General features: G+C 36.5%; 17 protein-coding genes and 3 pseudogenes. All 20 read left to right on the forward strand.

Annotated elements, in window-relative coordinates:
* Positions 1-54: 54 nt before the first annotated feature.
* Entirely contained in the window at positions 55-4,230 is a 4,176-nt protein-coding gene (locus tag OVN21_RS00785; RefSeq protein WP_267246883.1) for a phage tail tape measure protein, read from the forward strand.
* Positions 4,230-4,928 (forward strand): phage tail protein, encoded by a 699-nt coding sequence (locus OVN21_RS00790; RefSeq protein WP_267246884.1) that lies wholly within the window; start codon positions 4,230-4,232, stop codon positions 4,926-4,928. Before OVN21_RS00785 ends, OVN21_RS00790 begins: the two co-directional genes overlap by 1 nt.
* A pseudogene (locus tag OVN21_RS00795) lies at positions 4,925-5,392 on the forward strand (phage tail spike protein); the annotation flags it as partial. The gene OVN21_RS00790 and the pseudogene OVN21_RS00795, both read left to right, overlap by 4 nt.
* A gap of 76 nt (positions 5,393-5,468) precedes the next feature.
* Positions 5,469-7,307, forward strand: a complete 1,839-nt coding sequence (locus tag OVN21_RS00800; RefSeq protein ID WP_001243447.1) for a recombinase family protein — start codon at positions 5,469-5,471, stop codon at positions 7,305-7,307.
* 75 nt (positions 7,308-7,382) lie between these two features.
* The gene (locus OVN21_RS00805; protein ID WP_267246885.1) at positions 7,383-7,955 is read left to right on the forward strand and encodes a TetR/AcrR family transcriptional regulator; all 573 of its coding nucleotides are present in this window, start codon (positions 7,383-7,385) and stop codon (positions 7,953-7,955) included.
* A 50-nt stretch (positions 7,956-8,005) separates the two neighbouring features.
* Positions 8,006-8,524, forward strand: a complete 519-nt coding sequence (locus OVN21_RS00810; RefSeq protein ID WP_000708365.1) for a ClbS/DfsB family four-helix bundle protein — start codon at positions 8,006-8,008, stop codon at positions 8,522-8,524.
* A 140-nt stretch (positions 8,525-8,664) separates the two neighbouring features.
* A complete protein-coding gene (locus OVN21_RS00815; RefSeq protein WP_019034767.1) occupies positions 8,665-10,404 on the forward strand; it encodes an ABC transporter ATP-binding protein in 1,740 nt (579 codons plus the stop codon).
* On the forward strand, positions 10,397-12,106 hold the full coding sequence (locus tag OVN21_RS00820; RefSeq protein ID WP_267246886.1) for an ABC transporter ATP-binding protein: 1,710 nt from the start codon (positions 10,397-10,399) through the stop codon (positions 12,104-12,106). Before OVN21_RS00815 ends, OVN21_RS00820 begins: the two co-directional genes overlap by 8 nt.
* 2 nt (positions 12,107-12,108) lie before the next feature.
* Positions 12,109-13,626: pseudogene (locus OVN21_RS00825) on the forward strand (ABC transporter ATP-binding protein).
* Positions 13,616-14,320: an energy-coupling factor transporter transmembrane component T gene (locus tag OVN21_RS00830; RefSeq protein WP_000567178.1), complete on the forward strand. Its 705-nt coding sequence runs from the start codon at positions 13,616-13,618 to the stop codon at positions 14,318-14,320. The pseudogene OVN21_RS00825 and the gene OVN21_RS00830 overlap by 11 nt, the downstream one beginning before the upstream one ends.
* Before the next feature lie 10 nt (positions 14,321-14,330).
* Entirely contained in the window at positions 14,331-14,915 is a 585-nt protein-coding gene (locus OVN21_RS00835; protein ID WP_000791750.1) for an MptD family putative ECF transporter S component, read from the forward strand.
* A 265-nt stretch (positions 14,916-15,180) separates the two neighbouring features.
* Complete coding sequence (locus OVN21_RS00840) at positions 15,181-15,597, forward strand: sigma factor-like helix-turn-helix DNA-binding protein (RefSeq protein WP_001074478.1); 417 nt, start codon at positions 15,181-15,183, stop codon at positions 15,595-15,597.
* A gap of 84 nt (positions 15,598-15,681) precedes the next feature.
* Positions 15,682-16,011, forward strand: coding sequence for a DUF3847 domain-containing protein (locus OVN21_RS00845; RefSeq protein ID WP_000712033.1), 330 nt, complete (start codon positions 15,682-15,684; stop codon positions 16,009-16,011).
* Positions 16,012-16,255: 244 nt separating this feature from the next.
* Entirely contained in the window at positions 16,256-17,908 is a 1,653-nt protein-coding gene (gene mobQ / locus OVN21_RS00850; protein ID WP_267246887.1) for a MobQ family relaxase, read from the forward strand.
* A 2-nt stretch (positions 17,909-17,910) separates the two neighbouring features.
* Positions 17,911-18,663 (forward strand): phage replisome organizer N-terminal domain-containing protein, encoded by a 753-nt coding sequence (locus OVN21_RS00855; protein ID WP_000774837.1) that lies wholly within the window; start codon positions 17,911-17,913, stop codon positions 18,661-18,663.
* Between the two features lie 173 nt (positions 18,664-18,836).
* Positions 18,837-19,160 carry a hypothetical protein gene (locus OVN21_RS00860; protein ID WP_001222544.1) on the forward strand — a complete coding sequence of 108 codons (324 nt, stop codon included), beginning with the start codon at positions 18,837-18,839 and terminating at the stop codon, positions 19,158-19,160.
* Between the two features lie 71 nt (positions 19,161-19,231).
* Positions 19,232-20,240: pseudogene (locus OVN21_RS00865) on the forward strand (ORF6N domain-containing protein).
* Positions 20,241-20,349: 109 nt separating this feature from the next.
* The gene (locus OVN21_RS00870) at positions 20,350-20,535 is read left to right on the forward strand and encodes a transposon-encoded TnpW family protein (protein ID WP_000545053.1); all 186 of its coding nucleotides are present in this window, start codon (positions 20,350-20,352) and stop codon (positions 20,533-20,535) included.
* Positions 20,528-23,812, forward strand: a complete 3,285-nt coding sequence (locus OVN21_RS00875) for a phage tail spike protein (protein ID WP_267246888.1) — start codon at positions 20,528-20,530, stop codon at positions 23,810-23,812. Before OVN21_RS00870 ends, OVN21_RS00875 begins: the two co-directional genes overlap by 8 nt.
* Positions 23,793-23,993, forward strand: a complete 201-nt coding sequence (locus tag OVN21_RS00880; RefSeq protein WP_267246889.1) for a hypothetical protein — start codon at positions 23,793-23,795, stop codon at positions 23,991-23,993. The genes OVN21_RS00875 and OVN21_RS00880 overlap by 20 nt, the downstream gene beginning before the upstream one ends.
* The last annotated feature ends 2 nt before the right edge of the window (positions 23,994-23,995 follow it).

A 23,995-nucleotide genomic window follows, 5' to 3' on the forward strand; every position in this document is an offset into this window, starting at 1 on the left:
AAAAGTCCGTAAGGGCTTTTTTCTTTGCTCTGAGGAGATAGGAAGGAGAACAAAATGGCAAACGGTACGCCGTTAGGAGCAATGTATATCGAGCTAGGGCTGGACGTGTCGAATTTCAATCCTACTCTAACTGGTGCAAAAAACGCTGTAAAGTACTTTCAAAATAATGTCCGTTCTTTGGACAGTACTTTAAAGGGGAATGAAAAAAACGCTGGGTTACTTCAAGCGAAATACAAGACTTTAGGACAAGCCATTGATTCACAGCGTAAAGTCTTGGATGAGATGAAGAAAAGTTTTGACAAGCTTGAACCGGGGACAGCTAAGTTTGATAAGGCTGCTGCTGATATTCAGCGCGAGAATGCTAAGCTGGCAGTAATGGAAAACCAGCTACGCGGAGTTGAAAAAGCTTTGCAAGATGTAGGGCGTGAAAATAGTTGGTCTGGTAAGATGGATGCCTTGAGTGAGAGATTTGCTAAAGGTGGGGAAAAATTGCGGGCTATGGGTGATGCAATGAAGCCTGTATCCGCTGCTTTATTAGCTGGTTTTACGCTTTCTACTAAGAAGGCGATTGACTTTGAAAGTCAGATGAATACAACTAAATCTCTGTTAGCTGATACCATTCCAACAGCGGATGAACTGAACAGTACCACACAAAAGCTGGGGGAAAGTTCAAAAAATTGGGCGAAGCAGTATGGGATTTCTACTGCATCTATCAATGAAGGGATGCAAGAAATTATCAAGAAAGGTTTTGATGCCAATCAAACAATCGAAGCCATGCCTGCTATCCTAGACGCTGCTAAGGCATCTGGTGAGGATTTCAATACGGTTATGAACGCCACTACGAATATCTTGCAACAATTTGGGCTATCTACTCAGGATACAGAGCGAGTAACCAATAGTTTAACCTTTGTCGCCAATAAAACGGCTGCTGGTTTCGCTGATATGGGGGCTGCAATGGAGTATGTTGGTCCCGTTGCTAAAAACGTTGGTATGGACTTGGAAGAGACTGCCGCTGCTGTTGGTCTTTTGTCCAACAACGGTATCGCCGGTGAAAAGGCTGGTACGGCTCTGCGTGGAGCTTTAACAAGGCTTTTGAAACCATCTGAGCAAAATGCTGAGGCAATGGAAAAACTTGGTTTTTCTGCAGAAGAATTTCGTAGCGGTGCGATTAAGCTACCTGATATTTTGGATCGTATCAAAAAGAATACGGAAGGAATGACAGATGCTCAGAAAACGGCCTTGATTGCTACAGCCTTTGGTACAGAAGCTCAGACAGCGATGAATATCTTGGTTGACCAAGGTGGAGATGCTTTGCGTAATCTTGCTAACGAAACCAAGGGGGCGACAACTTATACCAAGGATTTAGCAAATGAATTATCTAAGTCTTCTAAAAATGGGGTGGAACGTTTTAAATCTAGTTTAGAAGTTTTACAGATTAACATTGGTCAGAAATTATTACCCTTACTAACTCCTGTGATTGAGAAGGTGAACCAATTTATCGACTGGTTAAGTAAGGCTCCTCCAGCCGTTCAGATCTTGGCGGTTGGTATTGGTGGTTTTTTGGCTCTGGGTTATCCTTTATTGAACTTTCTAGGCAGTGGGGCGACGGCTCTTAGTATTTTGATAAAACATGCCGGTAAATTAGGAGTACTATTAAAGGGTGGTCTCGGTCTTGCTAAATTGACAGAGCGTGCTGGTAAATTAAAAGGACTTTTACAAGGCGGTCTCGGTCTTGCTAAGGTAGGAAGCGAAGCTACTGTTTTAGCGGAAGGAGCTGGCGCTGCCGCATCTAGTTCTAGTCTCTTGTCTGGAGCTATTGGGGCTTTGACAAATCCTATTGGTTTACTGGTGGGTGGTACTGCTTTACTAGCTGGAGGATTGGTTTATCTGGCTCATAAAAAAGATGAAGCTCGGATTAAGACTGAGGAGTTTGGTTCGCAACTGAGCGACACTGCTCGTGGAGAATTGCGAAGTTTTCAAAAGACTGTTGATGATACCAGTACAGCAGTTGCTAACTTTGGAACCCACGCTGGCGATGCTGAAAAAGTTTCCGAGGCTTTTCGAAAACTTCATGAAGAGGTTGCTGCAGGAGCTGAAAAAGCTAGCCAGAGAATGGAAGAACTGGCTAAAAAGTGGGAGATTAGCGATGAAGAAATAGCTAATATGAAGGCACGAAACGAACAAGTAGTGGCAAATACAGATGCTATGGCTAATCAAGTCAGTGAAATTTACAAACGTCATAATGGCGACGCTAGCAAGTTTTCTCAAGAAGAAAAAGAAATCGTCTTAAATAACCAAAGAGAGATGATTAAAGCTAGAGTTGAAATGATGGAATTATCTGGCGAACAACAAAAGGCTGCGCTTCAGGCTCTGAATGGAGAGATTGGTAGTTTAAACGAGACGCAATTAAAGCACACAAGAGATGTGTTGAAGAAGTCTCTGGACGAAGAAAAACAACTTTATGAGACTTCTAAAAGTGAGCTGAAAGAGTTGCTGGAAGGAAAGGTTATTGACCAAGAAACCTATAACAAGAAACTTCAAACTTTAGAAACAAACCACCAGCAAACTATGGAAGCTTTGGGTACTAAGTATTACCAGGTTATGCAAAATCTTGACGCTAAGATAAAAGCTCGGACTGGGCAAAGCTGGAACTACTGGGAAGAAGCTAAAAAGGTTCTGGAAGAATATGGCTTGTCTTATGAAGTAATCGGTCAGAAGGCAGCAGAAGCTTCTCAAAAAATGGGTGATTCCCATAGCATCCTCGCTAAGTATACTAGTGATATGACCAAGGAAACAAAAGAAGCGAATGATGCATGGTCTTTACTTGTTGGCAATATTAATGAGAATGGGAACTTTGAGATTAAATCCAATGTAAAAGAAGTAATTTGGGAAGCTACTAAATCTGCTGAGGGTTGGGAGAAATTGCAATTGATTGTTAAAAATGCGGATATCAACTCTAACGCTCGTGTGACAATTGCTGAGGCTCTTGTCGAATCTGGCAAGTGGTCAGAAATGACATTAGAAGAAAAACAGTTGATTGTCCAAAATCAAGCTGGTCTACAAGCTATCTTTGATAGTGAAAACCATCTTAGAATCTGGAACAGTATGCCTGCGGAAGTCAAGCAACTGCTTTTGGAAAATACAGATGTGATGAATAAGGCTGAGGAAGCTTCCAAAGCGCTCTATAACTACGATGCCTTGACTCCTAAACAGAAAGAGTTGCTGGCTACGGATGAGAATTTCAGAAAGGCCGTTGCTCGTTCGACTGACACGCTAACGACTTGGAATGCGACTACTCCATTTACAAAAGATTTGAAACTAGATCCTACAAATGTTTTGAATAATGGTCAGTTATCAATTGACAAGATATTTGCTTGGAATGCAACTACTCCTGATCCGAAATCATTGGACGCTACTGATAATACTAGTTCAGCTGTTGATAGTGCAAAAGCCAGCGTGAACTCTCCGAAACAGGAAGCTCCTATTGATTTGTTCGCTACTGACCAAACAGGTGGCGTAAGAAACGAAACGAGCAATGCTATCAACGCGATTAAGCAATATAATCCAGTGGATATCCTTGCTAAAAATAGCACTTCTAGTACTGTTAGTGAGGTCAAAAGTGGCGTTAATAGTATTCAAGACAAAACGGTTACAATCAGCGCTCAAGATAATGCTTCTGGCGTGCTTGCAGGCATTAGGAGTTGGATTACTAGGGTAACTGGTGATTTCTTTACGAATGTTTTTGCTAGTCGGCATGCTCAGGGGACCAACTACCACCCTGGTGGTCTCGCTATGGTCAATGACCAACGCAACAGCACTTACAAGGAATTGGTTACTCTTCCAGATGGTCGTAGTTTTATTCCTGAGGGGAGGGATGTTCTTCTTCCTCTTCCTAAAGGGGCTAAAGTTTTGCGAGCTGATAAGACAAAACGCTTGATGCGTGAGATGGGAGTTCCTAAATATGCTGCAGGAGTTGGCATTCCGAGTGATGCTAAATTTATTCGTGAGATGGAGGAAGCACAAGCTAAAATAGTGGTTCAAGCCAAAGGAGATACAAATAGCAAAGACAGCGATAAAGTCGTGTCTGAGATAGCGATTCTGAGAACAAGTATGGAGAAAATCCTTACTGCTATCCTTGAAAAGCCGTCAGATACTTACCTAGACGCTGATAAAATTTCAATGAGCGTCTACCAACGTCAAGGTGCGATTTACGCTAGGGAGGGAATGTAATGTTTTACATGATTATCAATGGTTTTAATACATCAACTATCCCTCACTGCGTGGTGACGGATTTTGGTCAGGTGGAGGCTGCTAAGCCTAGGGTGGTTGAAGACGCTAACCTCTCCGGAGCCAACGGAAGTTATCGGGTGCTGGATGGTGGCTATGAGAGTTATGAACGGACTTTTTCGTTCTACATTCCTAAGTTACTGGATGTTTCTACTATCGTGGAGAAATTTCAGCCTAAGGACAATGTGCTAGAGTTTAGCTACCAGTTGGGGTCTGTCTTTTATGCGGATTTTATTGGTGCAACCTATAGCCCTCATGGTATGCATGCCTGGAAACTAGAGCTTAAGTTGAACATGCAACCCTTCCGATATCAGAAGGGCGTAGATCCTGTGGTTCTTACGGCATCTGGTACAGTCAACAATCCTGGTACGATTTATTCTGAACCAATCATCGAGGTTGAGGGAGATGGTGATCTCTCCCTCACGATTGGTCGGAAAACGATGTACCTAGTGATTAAGACCAAGGCTACGATTGATTGCAGGCAAGGCAAGCAAAACATCTACAATGCTACTGGAGCAGTCCAGAATACGCTTCGTAAGCGTGGAGGATTCTTAGAAATCCCGACAGGCAAGGTTGGTGTTTCGTTTACTGGAAATGTTCGTAAAATTACTATTCGACCGAATTGGAGGTATAAGATTTGATTTATTTAACAAATGGGAATATGCCTCTGAACGCTGCCTGTGCTGATGAAATTGTTCAAGAGGATAATAGCACTTATCAATTGTCCTTCCGATTTCCGACATCCGATCCCTTATGGGAGAAGTTGAAAGAGGAAACATTCCTAACGGCTGATGACCTTCACGGTGAACAGGATTTTGTCATTTTCGAGGTAGAGAAGAAGCATGGCTATATTCAAGTCTATGCGAATCAAGTATTCACCCTCTTGAATAACTATGTGGTCAATCCGATTTCCTTGGATAGAGCGACTGGCTCAACTGCTTTGAGTCGCTTCGCTGGAAGTATCAGTCGTGACAATCCGTTCTCGTTCTTCTCGGATATTGAAGATAGGCACACTTTTAATATTGGTTCTAAGAATGCCATGGAAGCATTCGCGAAAGATAAGCATTCTATTATTGGTCAGTGGAGTAATAGAATTAAGGAGAACACTTAATCACTATTTTAGTGAAATATGTACTTCTTAATTCTTTTTTTATTGAAAAATTAAGAGAAAGGGGGTAAAAATGAGGAATTTTGAAAAGATAACAGCACTCTATGAGAGATTAAGTCGTGATGATGAACTGCAAGGAGAGAGTAACTCTATCATCAATCAGAAAAAAATATTGGAAGAATACGCAAGCAAAAATAATTTGTCAAACATCATTCACTTTACAGATGATGGAATCAGTGGAACGCAGTTTGACAGACCGGGATTTATGGCAATGATGAACGGAGTCAATCAAGGAAATATTGGTTGTATCATTGTAAAAGATATGAGCAGACTTGGCAGAGATTATCTCAAAGTCGGTCAATGTATGGAGATACTAAGACAAAAGGGCGTAAGACTAATCGCTATCAATGACAATGTAGATAGTTTTTACAGAGAAGATGATTTTACCCCTTTTAGAAATATCATGAACGAATGGTATGCAAGAGATACATCAAGAAAAATCCAATCGACTTTCAGGTCAAAAGGCGAAAGTGGGAAACATACTGCAAGTACACCGCCTTATGGCTATATCAAAGATGAAAAAGATAAAAACAAGTGGATAGTAGATGAAAAAGCAGCAGAGATAGTAAGGCGAATATTTAACCTGACCATGCAAGGAAATGGTCCGTATCGAATAGCAAAGATATTGGAGAGTGAAAAAGTAGATATACCAGCCTATCATCAACAGAAATTAGGCTATGGACTATATCAAAGCAAAAACTTTGAACATCCCTATCGTTGGTGCAGCTCAACCATAGCAAGCATTTTAAAGAAACAGGAATACTTGGGACATACAGTCAATTTCAAAACAAGAAAACACTTCAAGGACAAGAAAAGCAAATATGTATCCGAGGATAACTGGCTTATTTTTGAAAATACACACGAGCCAATTATAGATCAAGAAACCTTTGACAATGTGCAAAGGATAAGAGGAAATGTAAAAAGGTATCCTGACGGTTGGGGAGAATATCACCCACTCACAGGACTGATGTATTGTGCAGATTGTGGAAGTAAAATGTATGTTCATAGAACAAGCAATTACAAAAATATACCCTATTACACTTGCAGTGCCTATACTAAAACACCTTGTGGCATGCTTTGTCCATCAGCACACAGAATAAAAGCGGAAGTAGTCTTAAATTTAATACAAGACACACTAAAAGATATTAAAAAATACCTTGATGAAGATAATGAAGCCTTTATCTGTTCCATTCAAAATGAAATGGAAGAAAAAGAAAAAATAGAGATAGAAAAGAAAAAGGTAAGATTAACGGAAAGCCAAAACAGACTTAGGGAACTCGAACGACTTATGTGCAGAATTTACGAAGATATGATCCTTAACAAAATACCAAATAGCAGATATGAGATACTAAACAATCAATATGAAACAGAGCAGATAACTTTAAGCAAAGAGATCAAAGATTTAGAGCAGCAGGTATCAAGATATGAAAAAGAAACAGACAGAGCAAGAAAATTTATATCTCTTATCAGTCGTTATGAAAACTTTGATGAACTTACAACTACAATGATAAATGAGTTTGTAGAAAAGATTATCGTACATGAAAGAGATAGAAAAGGAAGTCAGACATCAAAGCAAAAGATAGAAATTTACTTTAATTTCATAGGTAATTACGAACTACCACAGGCGGAGTTAAGCGAAGAAAAAAAACAAAAACTTGAGGAAGAAGAAAGAAAAATCGAAGAAAGAAAAGACAAGCTACATCAAAATTACCTAAAGCGTAAAGCGAGTGGAAAACAGAAAGAGTATGAAGATAAATATAAGGCAAGAAGAGAACAGAAGAAACAGGAGAAAATAAAGGTTTTGAAAAGAGTGGGGATACCGGTGAGTGAGTATATAAAAACAAATATTTAAATCTATCTTGACAAATATTGAATTTTAATTTATTATTAAATATAGATTCAGTATTGGAATAGAAAGAGGTGTGCTATGGCACAAGTATTAAAAGAAGAAGTTAGAAATAGAATACTCGAAGCAGCAGAAAAAGTATTTTATAAAAAGGATTGTAGAGGTGCCAAATTAACAGAAATTGCAAAAGAAGCAGATATTCCTGTGGCACTAATTTATACCTATTTCAAAAATAAGGCAGTTTTGTTTGATGCAGTAGTAAGTTCTGTTTATATAAACTTCGAGTCAGCTTTTAATGAGGAAGAATCTTTGGAAAAAGGTTCTGCTTCTGAAAGGTTTGATGAAGTTGGAGAAAATTATATTCATGAACTTTTAAAAGATCGTAAGAAGTTAATTATTTTAATGGATAAAAGCTCAGGTACAAAGCATACAGAAGCAAAACAAAAACTCATATCGCAAATGCAGGTTCATATTGAAGTAAGTTTAAAAAGACAATCGAAACAGGAATATGATCCAATGCTTGCCCATATTTTAGCCAGTAACTTTACAGAGGGACTTCTTGAAATAGCAAGGCATTATCAAAGTGAAAAGTGGGCAAAAGATATGCTAAAACTTATTGCAAAGTGTTATTACAAGGGAGTGGAATCATTGTAAGTTGATTTGATATTTAAATGCGATAAATTTAAATTTTTGGAGGAGATATTTTGAAGATATATAAAGATAAAGAAGAACTGAAATCTGAGATAAATAAAAGTTTTGAAAAGTATATTTCTGAATTTGATATTATTCCTGAATCTCTCAAAGATAAGAGAGTTCCTGAAGTTGACAGAACACCAGCAGAAAATCTTGCTTATCAACTCGGATGGACAACATTAGTTTTGAAATGGGAAAAAGATGAGAAAAACGGTTTTGAAGTAAAGACACCGTCGGATATGTTTAAATGGAATCAACTTGGAGAATTATATCAGTGGTTTACCGATACTTATGCTCATTTATCGATAGAAGAATTAAAGAAACGATTGAAAGAAAATATTATATCTATCTATACAATGATTGATACACTAAGTGAAGAAGAATTATTTCAACCGCATATGAGAAAATGGGCTGATGAAGCTACTAAAACAGCGACATGGGAAGTTTATAAGTTTATTCATGTTAATACGGTTGCCCCTTTTGGAACGTTTAGAACTAAGATTAGAAAATGGAAAAAGATTGTGCTATAATTTTTGATTTGCTGATACAGTAATTTAAAAAAATATAGTGATCGGATAAAATAGACTTTGCGTAATCAGCAAAGTCTTACTTTAAACCTTAATACTGAATTAAAATTCAATATTATTCAATTTTGAAAGGAGAGTTGTTCATGCCGGAAAAAGAATTAAGAAAAAAAGTGATTGGGAAAAACGGCTTATCCAATTCACTTCTTGCTTTAAAAATAGTATTTGATTTGATACCACAAATCTTACTCGTATATTTGATTAGTTCTTTAATCACAAACAATATTAGCGAAGATAATTTGAAATATATTTTCTTAGGAATCTTTACTTCATTTGTATTAAAAGGAGTGTTTTATTATTTTGCAACAAAGGTTGCCCATGAGAAAGCATACGAAAAATTAACAGAACTTAGGTTAGATATTATAGGTCATCTGAAAAAACTGAGTTTGGGATTTTTTAAAGAACATAATACTGGGGAGCTTACCAACATTGTTCAACATGATGTAGAACAAGTGGAAGTATATCTTGCTCATGGTCTTCCTGAAATAATGTCAGTTACACTTCTGCCTACCATTATTTTTGTAGCTATGATTTTTGTGGACCTACGTCTTGCTCTTGGAATGATTGCCGGAGTTCCACTCATGTATTTGGTAAAAGTTCTTTCACAGAAAACAATGGATAAAAACTTTGCTATTTACTTTAACCATGAAAACAAGATGAGAGAAGAGCTAATGGAATATGTAAAAAATATTTCTGTGATTAAGGCTTTTGCTAAAGAAGAGGAAATTAGTGAAAGAACATTAAAAACGGCAAGAGAATATATTTACTGGGTTAAAAAGAGCATGGGGATGGTTACAATTCCAATGGGACTTATTGACATATTTATGGAAATTGGAGTAGTTATTGTCATGATTTTGGGAAGTATATTTCTTTACTATGGAAATATTACAACACCTAATTTTATACTTGCCATTATTTTATCGTCTGCTTTTACTGCATCTATAAGTAAGACGGCTACATTGCAACATTTTTCTATTGTGTTTAAGGAAGCTCTAAAGGCAATTGGAAAAGTTTTAACAGTTCCGCTTCCAAAGAAAAAAACAGAACAAGGTTTAGAATTTGGAAACATAGAATTTAAAGATGTGAATTTTGCATACGGAAAAGATAGCTTTGAGCTTAAAAATATCAATTTGAATTTTAAGAAAAATAGTTTGAACGCCTTTGTAGGAGCAAGCGGTTGTGGAAAGAGTACGGTATCTAATTTGCTTATGGGATTTTGGGATGCAGATGAAGGACAAATACTGATAAATGGAAAAGATATAAAAGAATATAGTCAAGAAAATATCTCAATGCTGATTGGTAGTGTGCAACAAGAAGTTATCCTTTTTGATTTAAGTATTTTTGAAAATATAGCAATTGGAAAACTAAATGCAACAAAAGAAGAAGTCATAGAAGCTGCTAAAAAAGCAAGATGCCATGATTTTATTTCAGCATTACCAAATGGATATGAAACACGAGTAGGTGAAATGGGAGTTAAGTTATCCGGTGGAGAAAAACAAAGAATATCAATTGCGAGAATGATACTTAAAAATGCACCGATTTTAATATTAGATGAGGCAATGGCAGCTGTTGATAGTGAAAATGAAAGACTAATCGGTGAAGCGATTGATGATTTAAGTAAGGATAAAACTATCATTACAATTGCTCATCATCTAAATACGATTAGAGATTCAGACCAGATTATAGTTATGGATAAGGGCGTTGTTCTTGATGCAGGAAGCCATGAAGAACTGATGAAAAGATGTGATTTTTATAAGGATATGGTTGAAGCACAGAACAAGGTAGATAGATGGAATTTGAAAGAGGTGGTAACAGAAAATGTTTAGAGAAATGTTAAAACTACTAACAAAAACCGGCAAGAGAGATTTGATTATATCAAGTGTATTCTTTGCCCTTTATGGACTCAGCTCCATAGCCATGATTGTTATCGTATTTTCTATACTGTTCCAAATCTTTGACGGAACGAGCTTAGCAAGCCTATATAAATATTTTATTGCGATTGGATTACTTGTAGTGTTCAAAGATATTTGTAATATGGTCGCAGATATGAAAAAGCATAGTGCAGGGTTTGATATTGTTCAGCAAATAAGAGAACGCATGATTATTAAATTGAAAAAATTCAGCTTAGGATTTTATACCAATGAACGACTTGGGGAAATAAATACAATTTTACACAAAGATGTTGATAATATGTCACTTGTTGTAGGACACATGTGGTCAAGAATGTTTGGCGATTTTTTGATAGGTGCAGTCGTATTTATTGGTCTTGCAAGTATTGATTTAAAACTTGCTATTCTAATGGCTGTATCTGTTCCGATTGCACTTATCTTTCTATATCTGACAATTAAGCAATCTGAAAAAATAGAGAATCAGAATAACTCAGCACTTCTTGATATGGTTAGCCTATTTGTTGAATATGTGAGAGGAATACCTGTATTAAAGAGTTTTTCTAACAATAAGAGCTTGGATAATGAGCTTATGAATAAAACAAAGAAGTTTGGAGAAACAAGCAAAGCAGCTTCAAGATTCAAGGCAAAACAGTTATCTATATTTGGTTTTTTACTGGATATTGGATATTTAGTTCTTTTAATTGCAGGAACAATATTTGTTGTAAAGGGAAATCTTGATGTACTTAATTTTATTATCTTTGCGGTAATTTCAAAAGAGTTTTATAAGCCATTCGCTTCTATGGAACAACACTATATGTACTATGTTTCGGCGGTAGATAGTTACGAAAGACTTTCAAGAATTTTATATGCAGATGTAATCCCGGATAAAGTGAATGGAATTGTTCCGAAAGATAATGATATAGCATTTGAAAACATAGATTTTTCTTATGAAAAAGATGAATTTAAAATGGAAAACTTGAGCTTTTCTATTGCTGAAAAAACAATGACAGCCTTAGTTGGAGAATCAGGTAGTGGAAAGACTACTATAACCAACTTGCTTTTAAGATTTTATGATGTGCATAAAGGAAAAATTACCCTCGGAGGAACTGATATAAGGGATATTCCTTATGATGAGCTTTTAGATCGTATTAGTATTGTCATGCAAAATGTTCAGTTGTTTGATAATACAATTGAAGAAAACATCAAGGTAGGTAAAAAAGGAGCAACGAAAGAAGAAATCATTGAAGCTGCAAAGAAAGCGAGAATACATGATTTCATTATGAGTTTACCAAAAGGTTATGAAACTGATATTGGAGAAAATGGTGGGATTTTATCAGGTGGACAAAGACAAAGAATATCTATTGCAAGAGCTTTTCTAAAGGATGCACCTATTTTAATTCTTGATGAAATGACAAGTAATGTTGATCCTGTAAATGAATCTTTGATACAAGATGCTATTACAGAACTTGCAAAGAATAGAACTGTACTTGTAGTGGCTCATCATTTAAAAACCATTCAAAAAGCTGACCAAATTCTCGTATTTCAAAAAGGAAATTTACTTGAAAAAGGAAAGCATGGGGAACTTCTTGAGAAAGATGGTTACTACACAAAATTATGGAAAGCTCAGTACGAGGTATAATCATGATTTTGTTAAAAAATGTTTCTTATGAATGGGAAGATGGGCGAACTGCTTTAAAAAATATCAATCTTGAAATTAAAAAAGGTGAATTTGTTTTAATTTCAGGGAAAAGTGGAAGTGGTAAAAGCACTCTTGGAAGTGTAATGAATGGTCTTATACCACATTATTACAAAGGCAAAATGAAAGGAGAAGCCTTTGTGTCCGGAAAAGATATAAGCAAATTATTACTTCATGAAATAGGGCATATTGTAGGGACTGTATTTCAAGATCCAAGAAGTCAGTTTTTTACAACAACTACAGATGAAGAAATAGCTTTTGGGCTTCAAACGATCTGCAAATCAAGAGATGAAATAAAACAGAGAGTAGAAGAAGTATATGCAGAACTGGATATTGAGGAACTGAAAGGAAAATCTGTTTTTGAATTATCAAGCGGACAGAAACAAAAGATAGCTATTGCAAGTATCTATGCGATGAATCCGAAAGTTTTAATTTTAGATGAACCTTCAGCAAATTTGGATATGAAAGCAACATTTGACCTATTTTTAATTTTGGGAAAATTAAAGAAAAAAGGAACAACAGTTGTTCTAATTGAACATCGTTTGTACTATGTAAAATCTTTATTTGACCGTTTTCTTTTGGTGAAAGATGGAGAAATTGCACTGGACTTGAGTCGGGAAGAAGTTATTCATCTTGAAGGGGAGTTTTGGGATGAGAATGGACTAAGAACTCTTGAATTAGAAGAATACAGGATAAGTGAGAAGAAAGATTCATATCAATTAAAGGATGAAAGTATCAGCGGAAAAGGCTTGAGATTTTGCTATTCGAATGTAGCTAAGAATGGAAAGAAGCAAAAACAGTACATTTTAAATCATCTTGATTTCAATATGGAGTGCGGAAAAGCCATTGGTCTTATCGGCTTAAATGGTACTGGGAAAACTACCTTTGCAAGAGTGCTTTCAGGACTTGAGAAGATAAAAGAGGGGACAATATGGGCGGGAAAAGATAAGTCGCTTAATCACAAAGATTTAATGGATATGTCATATTTTGTCTTTCAAGATTCAGACTATCAGTTGTTTTCGGAAAGTGTACTTGATGAAATGCTACTTGGTATTTCAAGTAAAAATAAAAAAGAAAATACCCAAAAGGCAAAGTTTATTTTGAATGTACTTGGCTTAGATAAATATATAGACAAGCATCCGTTTGCTTTATCAAGAGGAGAAAAATAAAGACTGACAATAGCTTGTGGAATGATGAAACAGGCAAAAGTTTTTATCTATGATGAACCAACATCAGGTTGTGATAAAGACTCAATGCTTTCAGTCGCAAAATTGATTGAAGAACAATTAAAAAATGGGACAACAGTTTTGGTGATAAGTCATGATTTTGAGTTTTTAGCAAACACAGTGAGTGAGCTATGGGTAATGGGAGATGGAAAAATAGAAAAGGTTCTGAATATGAGTGAAAGTAATAAATTTCTCATATTAGACAAGATGAGAGGAGGTAGAGAACTTGATAGATAGAAAAACAGTCGATCCGAGAATAAAACTTATTCTACTTCCAATTGCCTCCTTTACCAGCTTTTTTATAAGCGATACAATCCTACTTTTCGGACTGATTGTCTTTGCCTTTTTTCTGTATGTATACAGTAGTATGTGGAAAAGAGCATTACGCTTTATTTTGTTTTTTGTGCTTTTATACTGCATAGAGTTAGGGCTTGGAAAGTTTCGTGAAGCAAGTATCGTATTTGCAATATATATGTTTATTTACTTTGCATCAAGGATGACCTTAATTGCTATGTTTGGTGGATATATAACAAAGACTACAAGTGTAAGTGAAATGCTTGAAGCATTAAATAGAATGAAAGTACCAAGAAGCATTGGTATACCTTTTAGTGTTTTGCTTAGGTTTGTACCAACTATAAGAATAGAACTCAAGGCATTAAAAGAGAATATGAAGATTCGAGGAATCGTAACAAGTAGATTTTTCCCGTTGCTACATCCATTTAAATATATTGAATATACGCTTGTTCCACTTTTAATGAGGATGATTAAGATTTCAGATGAACTGTCAGCTTCAGCACTCATTAGAGGACTTGATAGTGATGAGAACAGGGTTACATTGACAAAATTGAGGTTTAGATGGGCGGATTTGTTGATTGGACTATTAGGAGCTTTGATGATTGCTCTTGTGATAGTAATACAGAAAATTTATTAGGAGGACTTTTATGAAAAACAAATTAAATGGTCGTGATTTTATTACAATCGGAATCTTTAATGCAATTGGAATTGTCATATACATGGTGGTTGCATTTGCTATGGCAACAACAGTGATTGGAGGATTTATTGCTTCAGGAGTTAGCTTTATGGTAGCTGCTACCGTTTATATACTTATGGCTTTGAAAGTTAAAAAGAAGGGCGTATTTACAATATCAGGAACGCTTCTTGGTTTAATTGCATTGTCAGGAGGACATTTGCCTCATGCAGTCTTTGCTGTAATCGGTGGAATTATATGTGATTTGATTATAGGAAATTATGAGAGCAAGGGACGAATGATTATTGGATATGGGATATTTGCATTAGCAGATTTTTTAGGAACAGTAATTCCTGTGATTTTATTCGGGACAGCTTCTTTTGTGGAAAGAGCATCAAAATGGAAAATGAGCGAAGCACAAATAAATGAAGCATTATCTTATTTCAAAGTTTCGTGGGCAGTAGGATTTGGCTTGATAACTTTTGTTCTTGCTTGCATAGGAGCATTCGTTGCAACAAAGATACTCAAAAAGCATTTTGAAAAAGCAGGAGTGATTTAATAATAAATTTACTTAGGAGGGAAAATAATGGAGGGATAATTATGTCAAAACTTATAGTTTCGGTTTTCACAGAACGATATAATTATCCTTTTTTATTCTTGGAATTGCTTACACATAGCAATAATACTTTACCAGAAACAACAAAATAGAAAATTATATAAAACATTAGTTTTTAAGCCGAGAGGACTTTTTACGTCAAAGTGTAGAAGTCCTCCTTTTTTATTCTCAAAACCAAAACAGAGAACTTAAAAAGGAGGATGACTAAGTGGCAAAGAAAGAATATTACCTTTATGTAAAAGGCAAAGCCGTACCTGTAAGTGAAGAAGTCTACAAAGCCTATTGGAAGATAACAGAGCATGAAAAGTATCTCCAAAGAAAAGATTGGAAGCATAATGTAATACCATTTTCGGCACTGGATCATGATGGACACTTTGTAGATAACATCATAGATGAAAAGATAGACTTAGAAAAAATTGTAGAAGTAAAAATGCGAATTGAAGAACTTCATAGAGCATTAAATACTCTTTCAAAAGAAGAACGAGAGTTGATGGAAGCCATCTTCTACAAAGAAGAAAGTCTAAGGTCAATCAGCAGAAGAGAGAAAGTTACACATCAAGCAATCAGTGGGAGGAGGGATAGGATTTTAGAAAAACTGAGAAAGATTTTAGAAGATAAAATCTAAAAACTTGGAAAGGTTAAGTGTCAAAAAAAGGTGCTTAACCTTTCTTTATGGAAACAAGCAGATACCAAAACGGAGGAATGAAAAATGAAGAAAGAAAACACATTACAGGAAGTACAGGAACAAATTTCTGAACTTCAGCAAGAAAGAGAAAAGTGCGATGTGAAGCTGAAACAATTACAAAATCAAGGCAAGAAATTAGAAAAACTTGCAAACGAAAAGGAACGAAAAAGAAGAAATCATAGGCTCATACAAAGAGGCTTGATAGTAGAAAGAGTCATTAAAAATCCTATCATGTTTACTAACGATGAGATAGAAGAATTACTTAAAGTTGCTACTCACACAAAAGAATACAGACAAGCCTATGAAGAAATGATAAATGGGAAAGATATGGAAGATGAAACAGAGATAGAGTAGATAAAATAAAAAACCATAGTTTTTTCAGAAGCTCCCTGCAAGGGCAAAAAGCTTCGCAGAACGCAAAGCACCCTTTAGGGTGTATAATTGCGCCCTTAGAAAAACTAAGGGATTTTAGCAAGTCTTTAAAAATCCAAAACTTAATAAAAACATACGGATAAAGTAGATAGGAAAAGATACAAAAAATAACCTGTCTGCTTTTTCCTTTACCTGAAAACAAACAAAAAATGAAAGGAGCTTAAAAGTGGCAGAAACATTTCACTTTAATATTTCTATGATAAGCAGAGGAAAAAGTAAATCGGCAGTTGCAAGTGCAGCATATATCTCTTGTGAGAAAATCAAAAATGAATGGGACGGAGAAGTTCACGATTACCATAATAAAAAGGGATTTTTACATTCAGAAATCTTCTTGCCGGAGAATGTTCCCATAGCATTAAAAGATAGAACTACATTATGGAACAGCGTTGAACTAAATGAGAAAGCAAGCAATGCACAGCTTGCAAGAAATTTTATCATTGCTCTACCAAAAGAATTATCCTTTGAAGAAAACAAGAAACTCATTACCGACTTCATACAAGAACATTTTGTATCAAAAGGAATGATAGCAGACCTTGCAATTCATGATGAAAGTGATGAAGAAAATAACAATATCCATACACATATTATGACTACTCTTAGACCGATTAATAAAAAAGGAGAGTGGCTGGCAAAAAGCAAAAAAGAATATGTTCTTGATGAAAAGGGAGAAAAGATAAAACTAAAAAGTGGTAATTACAAAACAAGAAAAGTAGAGCTGACAGACTGGAACGATAAAGGCAACGCAGAGAAATGGAGAAAGAATTTTGCAAGCCTTTGTAATCAGTATTTAGAAAAAAATCATCAGGAAAAGAGAGTAGATCATCGTTCCTACAAAAGACAAGGGATAGAAGAAATCCCAACCATTCACATGGGAGCAAGTGCCAGTGCCTTAGAGAAAAAAGGAATCGAAACCGACAAAGGAAATATCAATAGAGAAATCAAAAAGCATAACTCTTTAGTAAAAGCCATCAAGAACAAGATAAAAGAAATCACCTCTTGGATAGACTCTTTACTTGGAAATCTGCAAGCAAAATACGATGAGTATAAACAGACCAAGAAAGATGAACTGGAGAACAAAGCGGAACTCTTTAACCTCTATGAGTATATTTCTATCTACAACGAGATACAGGGAGAAAAAACAAAAAATTTATCCTACTACGGACAGATAAAAAAGGGAAATGCAGACCTAAAGAGATTTGTAAAAGCAATCTACTATTTGAAAGATAATCATCTTCAAACCATAGCAGACCTACAAGGAAAAGTCTTTGAACTGGCAAAGCAAAGTAAAAAGATAAGTGGTGATATTCAAGATAAAACACAAAGAATAAAAGACCTAAATCAATGTGTAAGCTGCATAGACGCTATCAGAGAAAACAAAGAAGTCTATCAGGAATACAAAAGCAAGACACTATTCAAAGACAGTTTTTACAATTCCCATAAAAAAGAAATAGACAGATACCAAAGAGCAAGAAAGATCATAGAAAAATTTACTGGAACATCAGCTATAAAGTCGAGTGATTGGCAGAAAGAAATATCAAGCCTTGAAAATCAGATACAAGAGCTAACCAAAGATAAAGCTAAAGTTCAAGACGAATTTAAGCAGATAGACCATATCAAATATGCAGTAAAGATTGTCAATGAAGAGTATGGAATAGACCTAAGCATAGAGATAGACAAGGCAATTAAGAGAGGAGATAAACCAAGTGTGATTGCACAACTGAAAAAATTCCAAGAGCAAGAGGAAATAAAGGGGCAGTACAAACAAAAAGCCAAGGAAAAGGCTAAAGAAAATTATAAAAATAAAGGGGAGGAAAGATAAAAATGGCAGACAACAGAAGATACTATTGGTTAAAATTGAAAGAAGATTTTTTTACAGATAAGAGAATCAAAAGGCTAAGAAAAATATCAGGAGGAGATACCTATACAATCATCTATCTTAAATTGCTTTTACTTAGCTTAAAAGATAGTGGGAAGCTGTATTATGATGGAGTAGAAACAGACTTTATCAAAGAGATTGCCTTAACGATTGATGAAACGGAAGATGATGTAATGGTTACAGTAAATTATATTATAGCACAAGGCTTGATGGAGATAATCACAGAAAATGACGAGTATTTTTTAACAGAAATCCCAAGTCTTATAGGTTCAGAAACAGCTTCTACAAGGCGTTCAAGAAAATCGAGAGGACAAAAAGCGTTGCAATGCAACACTGGTGCAACACCTTGCAACCTTTTGCAACAAAACTGCAACGGAGATATAGAGATAGATAAAGAGATAGATATAGAGTTAGAAAAAGAGGGGGAGATAGAAAAAATATCCCCCAACCTTTATGGAGAATATAAAAATGTTTCCTTAACTGATGAAGAATATGGAAAATTAAAGGATAAAATGCAAGGTCATAGGGATAAAATGATAGAGAAGCTGTCAACCTATATGCAAAGTACAGGAAGAAACTACAAAGACCATTATGCGACCTTAGTTCATTGGTATGAACAGGACAAAGGGAAATTAAAGGAAAACAGTAAATCAAAAGTATATACCTTTGAAGATTATGACAAGGGTGAACACTTGTAGACTTCGCATAAGACGGTGGAAAGGTGTTTTTAGAGCGTTAATCATAAAATAGATATGAGACTATAGCTAAGTGTAAAATAGGGCTTAAAATTGCAGTATGGAAAAAATATCGTATTTATGATAAAATGATAATGATATGGTAATAAACTCAGTTATAAGGAGAGGATATATAAATGCGAATTCAATTTACTGTAACCGATGAAGAACTTGAAATTTTAACTAAAAAAGCAATAGAGGGAGGTTTCCCAAGCGTTACTGAATATTGTAAGTGTAGTAGTTTACAAGAAAATACAAGCTATGCTGACCTATATACTACCTTATTAAACAAAATTAGCTCTTTACCAAAGGACAAAGAATTTGTTTTGAGAGAGTTAATCGCAACACCTCCGGCATTGATTGGCAGATGGTTTTATGAAAATGTAAATAAGGGACTTGTAAAAAATGTGGAACACATCGGAAAAGCTGAAGGCGGAGTAGAAAAATATAAAAGAATATAAGACTTATTCAAAAAGCTACGCAGTGCGTGGCGAATTGGAAAAGAATTTAGATAATGTTGGAGGTGCATTTCATGGCAGAAGAAAATAAAGAGATAGTTATTGTAGATGATAAAACTATACAAGAAAAAATATATCTTATTCGTGGGCAAAAAGTAATGCTTGATGCAGATTTAGCTGAAATATATGGTTATGAAACAAAAAACTTTAATAGACAGGTGAAAAACAACGCAGAAAAATTTGAAGGTGAAGACTTCATGTTCCAATTAACGGACGAAGAAATGGTAGAACTTTCAAGGTGCAAAAATTTCACCTTGAACAGAGGGACTGGTAGAGGAAGTAATATTAAATACAATCCTTATGCCTTTACAGAACAAGGTATTTATATGCTGATGACTGTATTAAGAGGTGAACTTGCTGTTAAGCAAAGCAGAGCTTTAGTTAGAACATTTAAGCAAATGAAAGATTTTATCATTGAAAACCAAGATTTTATCGGTTCAAAAGAATTAGTTCAAATAGCAGTACAGACAAATCAAAATACAAAGGATATAGCTGAAATAAAGTCGCAAATGGCTACAAAAAGAAGATTTGAAAAAGGTTATGGATAATTTTATAGATCCGGACACATACAAGCATTTCCTTTTAATGAACGGAGATAAGATTGAAGCAGATGTTGCCTATACCAAAATATATAAGTCTGCAAAGAAAAGCATTTATGTGATAGACAACTATATAGGCTTGAAAACCTTAGAATTATTAAGGGCTGCAAAAGACAATGTTGAAATTATAGTCTTTAGCGACAATGTGAAGAACAAGGATATGCTTACAAAAAATATCCTTAACGATTTTAGAAAAGATTACCCTAATATTAATCTGAAGATGAAAATTGCAGGTAAAAAGTATCACGATAGATATATTGCCATTGACTATGGAACAGACAGTGAAGCCTTTTATCTTTGCGGAGCTTCATCAAAAGATGCAGGAAATAAAATATCAAGTATTACAAAGATAGAGGAATCTTCCAAGGATATGTATCATACGATGTTTGGCGGAATGCTGAACAATAAGGATTTGAAAATTTAATATGTAAATGGTAAAGCGTTATTCAATGAATAGCTATAAGACTTGCGAAAGGCGGTAGAAATAAAATTCTATCGTCTTTTTTAATTGCAACTAATAGGAGGAAAATAATATGCACGAAAACAGAAATGAACAAAATACTGGAACAAAGACCATAAAGAAGATAGGAAGGGCAACTTACGAGGTTGTAGTCCATTTTAATGAAAATGCGACTGAAACCATGCAAGATAAATTGAAAAGGATAATGCTTAGGGAAATGGAGAGAGAAAAACATCAAAAAGTCGATAAAAATGATTAGAAAGTCCTTGACAAGTTGTTACAGGGGTGGCGACCTTGTGCGTCATGGTTACCAGGTTCGACTCTTAAAAAATGGCGGCTCAGAAAATGAATCGCTTTTTATGTACAAGAAAAACCTGTCTAGCTATCAGCACAAGACCTCTACCAAATCTTTGAAAACTCGAATCACCTTTAAGACTACCGTCAAAGGTGAGGGAGAACAGGCGCCTGACCGCAAGTTTTCTGTGGTGGTGGATAGTCCGCTCATTAACAAGTACAGTCAAATCTACGAAGATGTGATTGAGGTTAATGACGAAGATGTGAAGGATGAAGTCAGTCTTCGTAAGTATGGTGAGCAGTATTTCAGAACAACACTCTGCGACATGATGGAAGATAGCCTTGAGATTGAGGTTGTCGGCCAGAGCGACGTGCCTGTCCAGATGTTCGATATTGTGAGCCTGTTTCATGAGGTCTACAATCTGGATGTGCGCAAGAAGATTACTAAATACACCTACTCACCAATGGCCAAGAAGCTGAAATCTATTGGCTTCGGTCGGTTCCAGTCTGGGCTTGCAAATGTAATTGGTAACGCAGTGAGTGATGCCGTCAAGGGGGAGGCTCAACAATTTCAAAGTGATTTTGAAAGGCAGTTAGAAAGAGAACTCAAGAATGCTGACCTTGCTTTTGATAGGCAGAAAGGAGAATTGGTTGACCAATTCACAGACGGTCTCAATGCTGCCAAAGCTAAGGCGGAAGAAGTTAAGAGAGAACTGTCTGACACTATTGACCAGCGGTTTAGCAGTTTTGACAATGGTCCTCTGCAAGAAGCCAAGCGCAGGGCTGAAGAAGCCTTGCGAAATGCTGGCGCAAGTAGCCTGCTTGCTCAGGAAGCCAAGCGGATTGGTCTGGATTCAATTGCCAGACTCGAAGCATTCAAGTCACAGGCTACGAGCGCTCAATCAACTCTGACAGGCGATTTGGATGTTCTGAAGCAAACAGTCACAAGTGAGGTCAATCAAGCTTCAGAGTACCGCAGAACGACCACTGAGGCTCTTAGTCGCATGACTGGTCAGATGGACGGATTTGCGACGAAATCTGAAGTTAGACAAGATGTGGCTGGGCTGACAGAGACATTTGCTAAGCTTAAAACGGATACGAACAATTTGATTTCTGGAGCTAAAAGTGAAATCACTCTAGCTAAAACAGAATTTCAGAAAACAGCTGATGGCCTATCTGCTAAGATGTCAGCAGTTGAGCGTTACGTTAATCAAGATGGTCAGCGACAAGAGAGCTTGCAGCGTTATGCTCGAGACGAGAGCGCTCGTCAAGTCAGCGCGGTTCGTGAGCAGATATCCAGAGACTACGTTGGGAAATCGGCTTATCAAGAGGATGTGAGAGGCCTAGAACGTCGATTTAGTGCGATAAGCACCCAGACGAACAATGATATAGCTAGGAAAATCGCTCAGTACAAGCAGACAGTCGATGGACAATTTGCAAGTATTACGTCTCAAATAGCTGGTAAGGCTAATCAGACAGACTTCCAGCGTGTTAGAGAGACTAGTCAGCTCTATGAGCGCATTATCGGTAGTAACGAGAACGACATCTCGAACAGGGTCGCTCGCATGGCTTTGACCAATCAGTTGTTTCAGGTCGAGGTAGGAAAAGCTTTTGGAAATCACCAAAATTTATTCTTGAACTCAACCACGACAAAAGGAATTTTAAGGGCAGAAGGGGTGATTGAACGCGCATATCCTATAAGCAAAGAGGTTACGTCAGACTTTATTTCAGTATCTCCCCATGAAAAGATAGTTTTTCAACATTGGGTAACACTTTCTAAAGATCAAACCGCGTGGAGTGTATGGCAATTTTTTGATAAAAACAAAAAGCCTATTGGTCCTCGCGGAACAGGTATAAATGCTTTTAAAGCAACTGTAGGCAAACAACACAATATCAATCGAATTACTGTACCAGAGAATGCTTATTTCGTCAGATTCTCAGCTAGTATGTTTGATGATGGTTTGATAAAAGTAGAACACGGTTCGATTCCATCAGCTTACTCAGTAGCGCCAAATGATGCGATTGGAGCTTTAGAAGCTGTAAAAACTGTTCAAAGTCAACTAGCTGGTTCGTGGGCAGTTCAAAACATCAACGGCGCGGGTGATTTGATTTCAGGAATCAATCTTGGCGCCAATGGTCGTAATCGTCTTTCTGGTAAATTGACTCATATCACTGGCGAGACCTTGATTGACAGAGCTGTTATCAAGTCAGCTATGATTGACAAGCTGAAGACGGCCAATTTTGAAGCTGGTTCGGTGACTACTACGATATTAGACGCTGAAGCTGTCACAGCTGAAAAATTGAAGGTTGACCAGGCATTCTTCAATAAGCTTGTAGCAAACGAAGCTTACTTGAGTCAACTTTTTGCCAAGCAAGCCTTTATTTACCGTGTGCAGAGTGTTGCAATCGATGCAAGTCAGGTTCGGTCAGGTATTTTAAGCGGTGATAGAATCTATGGTGGGACGATTAGAGGGACGAATATATATGGTGGAACCTTAACAGGGCACACCCAAATTCAACTAGGCTCTTACGGTTCGTTTGATACGGTCAATGGTGGTCTACAGATTAACGTTCCGCGAGATTATAATGCCAAGAATGGATTGGGCGTTCAGTTCATTGGATCCTATGGTCGTGGCGAGAATGTCCCTTATGGTCTTTTTGTCTATAAAGATTCTGATTTCACAAGAGGAAATACTGCAACAGATACAGATGAGTTCCTTATGACTGTACAGGGTTACATCAATGCAAAGGGAATCGGTTGGATGAGAACAGGGAAAGGGAGCGTCAATGGGAAAACCATTGCAACAATCGGGCTTTGGAACTCAGACAATGTATCTTTGAGTTTTGGCGGCTCTGCAAATGATATCTATTATAGCTATAACGGGACAGCATATAGCTTGTGGACGTGTGTGAAGGCACATTTTTCAGACAGACGTCTGAAAGAAAACATCATTGACTGCAAGCATAAGGCTCTTGACTATATCCAGCAATTTCAGTTTAAGGAATACGATTGGAAGAAGCAAAAAGATAGACCACAGCAAGCGCACACGAAGATTGGTTTGATTGCCCAAGAGGTTCAAGCAGTGGATTCTACACTTGTTTACCAAAACGGAGACACGTTGAACCTGGATAATCTCAGATTGACCAATATCGCCCTTAAAGCTATTCAGGAGCTTGCTCTTGAAAATCAAAAACTTACACAAAGATTGGAGAACTTAGAAAATGGACGCAGAACAGCTTAACCAAGCCTTACAAATGACAATTAGTGAAATGTCAACAGCCTCAACAAATTCGATGATTACAAGTAATCTCTTGAGCATTCAGTTGAATGAGCAAAGGGAAGAAAATCAAAGACTTCAAGTACGAGTGGAGGAGCTGGAAGCTCTGCTTGATGAACAAACTAAACCAGCAGAAGGAGAATAGAC

This window comes from Streptococcus sp. Marseille-Q5986 (assembly GCF_946902915.1).
Classification (GTDB): Bacteria; Bacillota; Bacilli; order Lactobacillales; family Streptococcaceae; genus Streptococcus.

Coding starts and splice junctions, on each gene's coding strand:
- OVN21_RS00815 (WP_019034767.1), top strand. CDS start 8,665: ATGCCGGAAAAAGAATTAAGAAAAAAAGTGATTGGGAAAAACGGCTTA.
- OVN21_RS00860 (WP_001222544.1), top strand. CDS start 18,837: ATGCGAATTCAATTTACTGTAACCGATGAAGAACTTGAAATTTTAACT.
- OVN21_RS00855 (WP_000774837.1), top strand. CDS start 17,911: ATGGCAGACAACAGAAGATACTATTGGTTAAAATTGAAAGAAGATTTT.
- OVN21_RS00870 (WP_000545053.1), top strand. CDS start 20,350: ATGCACGAAAACAGAAATGAACAAAATACTGGAACAAAGACCATAAAG.
- OVN21_RS00845 (WP_000712033.1), top strand. CDS start 15,682: ATGAAGAAAGAAAACACATTACAGGAAGTACAGGAACAAATTTCTGAA.
- OVN21_RS00790 (WP_267246884.1), top strand. CDS start 4,230: ATGTTTTACATGATTATCAATGGTTTTAATACATCAACTATCCCTCAC.
- OVN21_RS00835 (WP_000791750.1), top strand. CDS start 14,331: ATGAAAAACAAATTAAATGGTCGTGATTTTATTACAATCGGAATCTTT.
- OVN21_RS00805 (WP_267246885.1), top strand. CDS start 7,383: ATGGCACAAGTATTAAAAGAAGAAGTTAGAAATAGAATACTCGAAGCA.
- OVN21_RS00820 (WP_267246886.1), top strand. CDS start 10,397: ATGTTTAGAGAAATGTTAAAACTACTAACAAAAACCGGCAAGAGAGAT.
- OVN21_RS00785 (WP_267246883.1), top strand. CDS start 55: ATGGCAAACGGTACGCCGTTAGGAGCAATGTATATCGAGCTAGGGCTG.
- OVN21_RS00875 (WP_267246888.1), top strand. CDS start 20,528: ATGATTAGAAAGTCCTTGACAAGTTGTTACAGGGGTGGCGACCTTGTG.
- OVN21_RS00880 (WP_267246889.1), top strand. CDS start 23,793: ATGGACGCAGAACAGCTTAACCAAGCCTTACAAATGACAATTAGTGAA.
- OVN21_RS00800 (WP_001243447.1), top strand. CDS start 5,469: ATGAGGAATTTTGAAAAGATAACAGCACTCTATGAGAGATTAAGTCGT.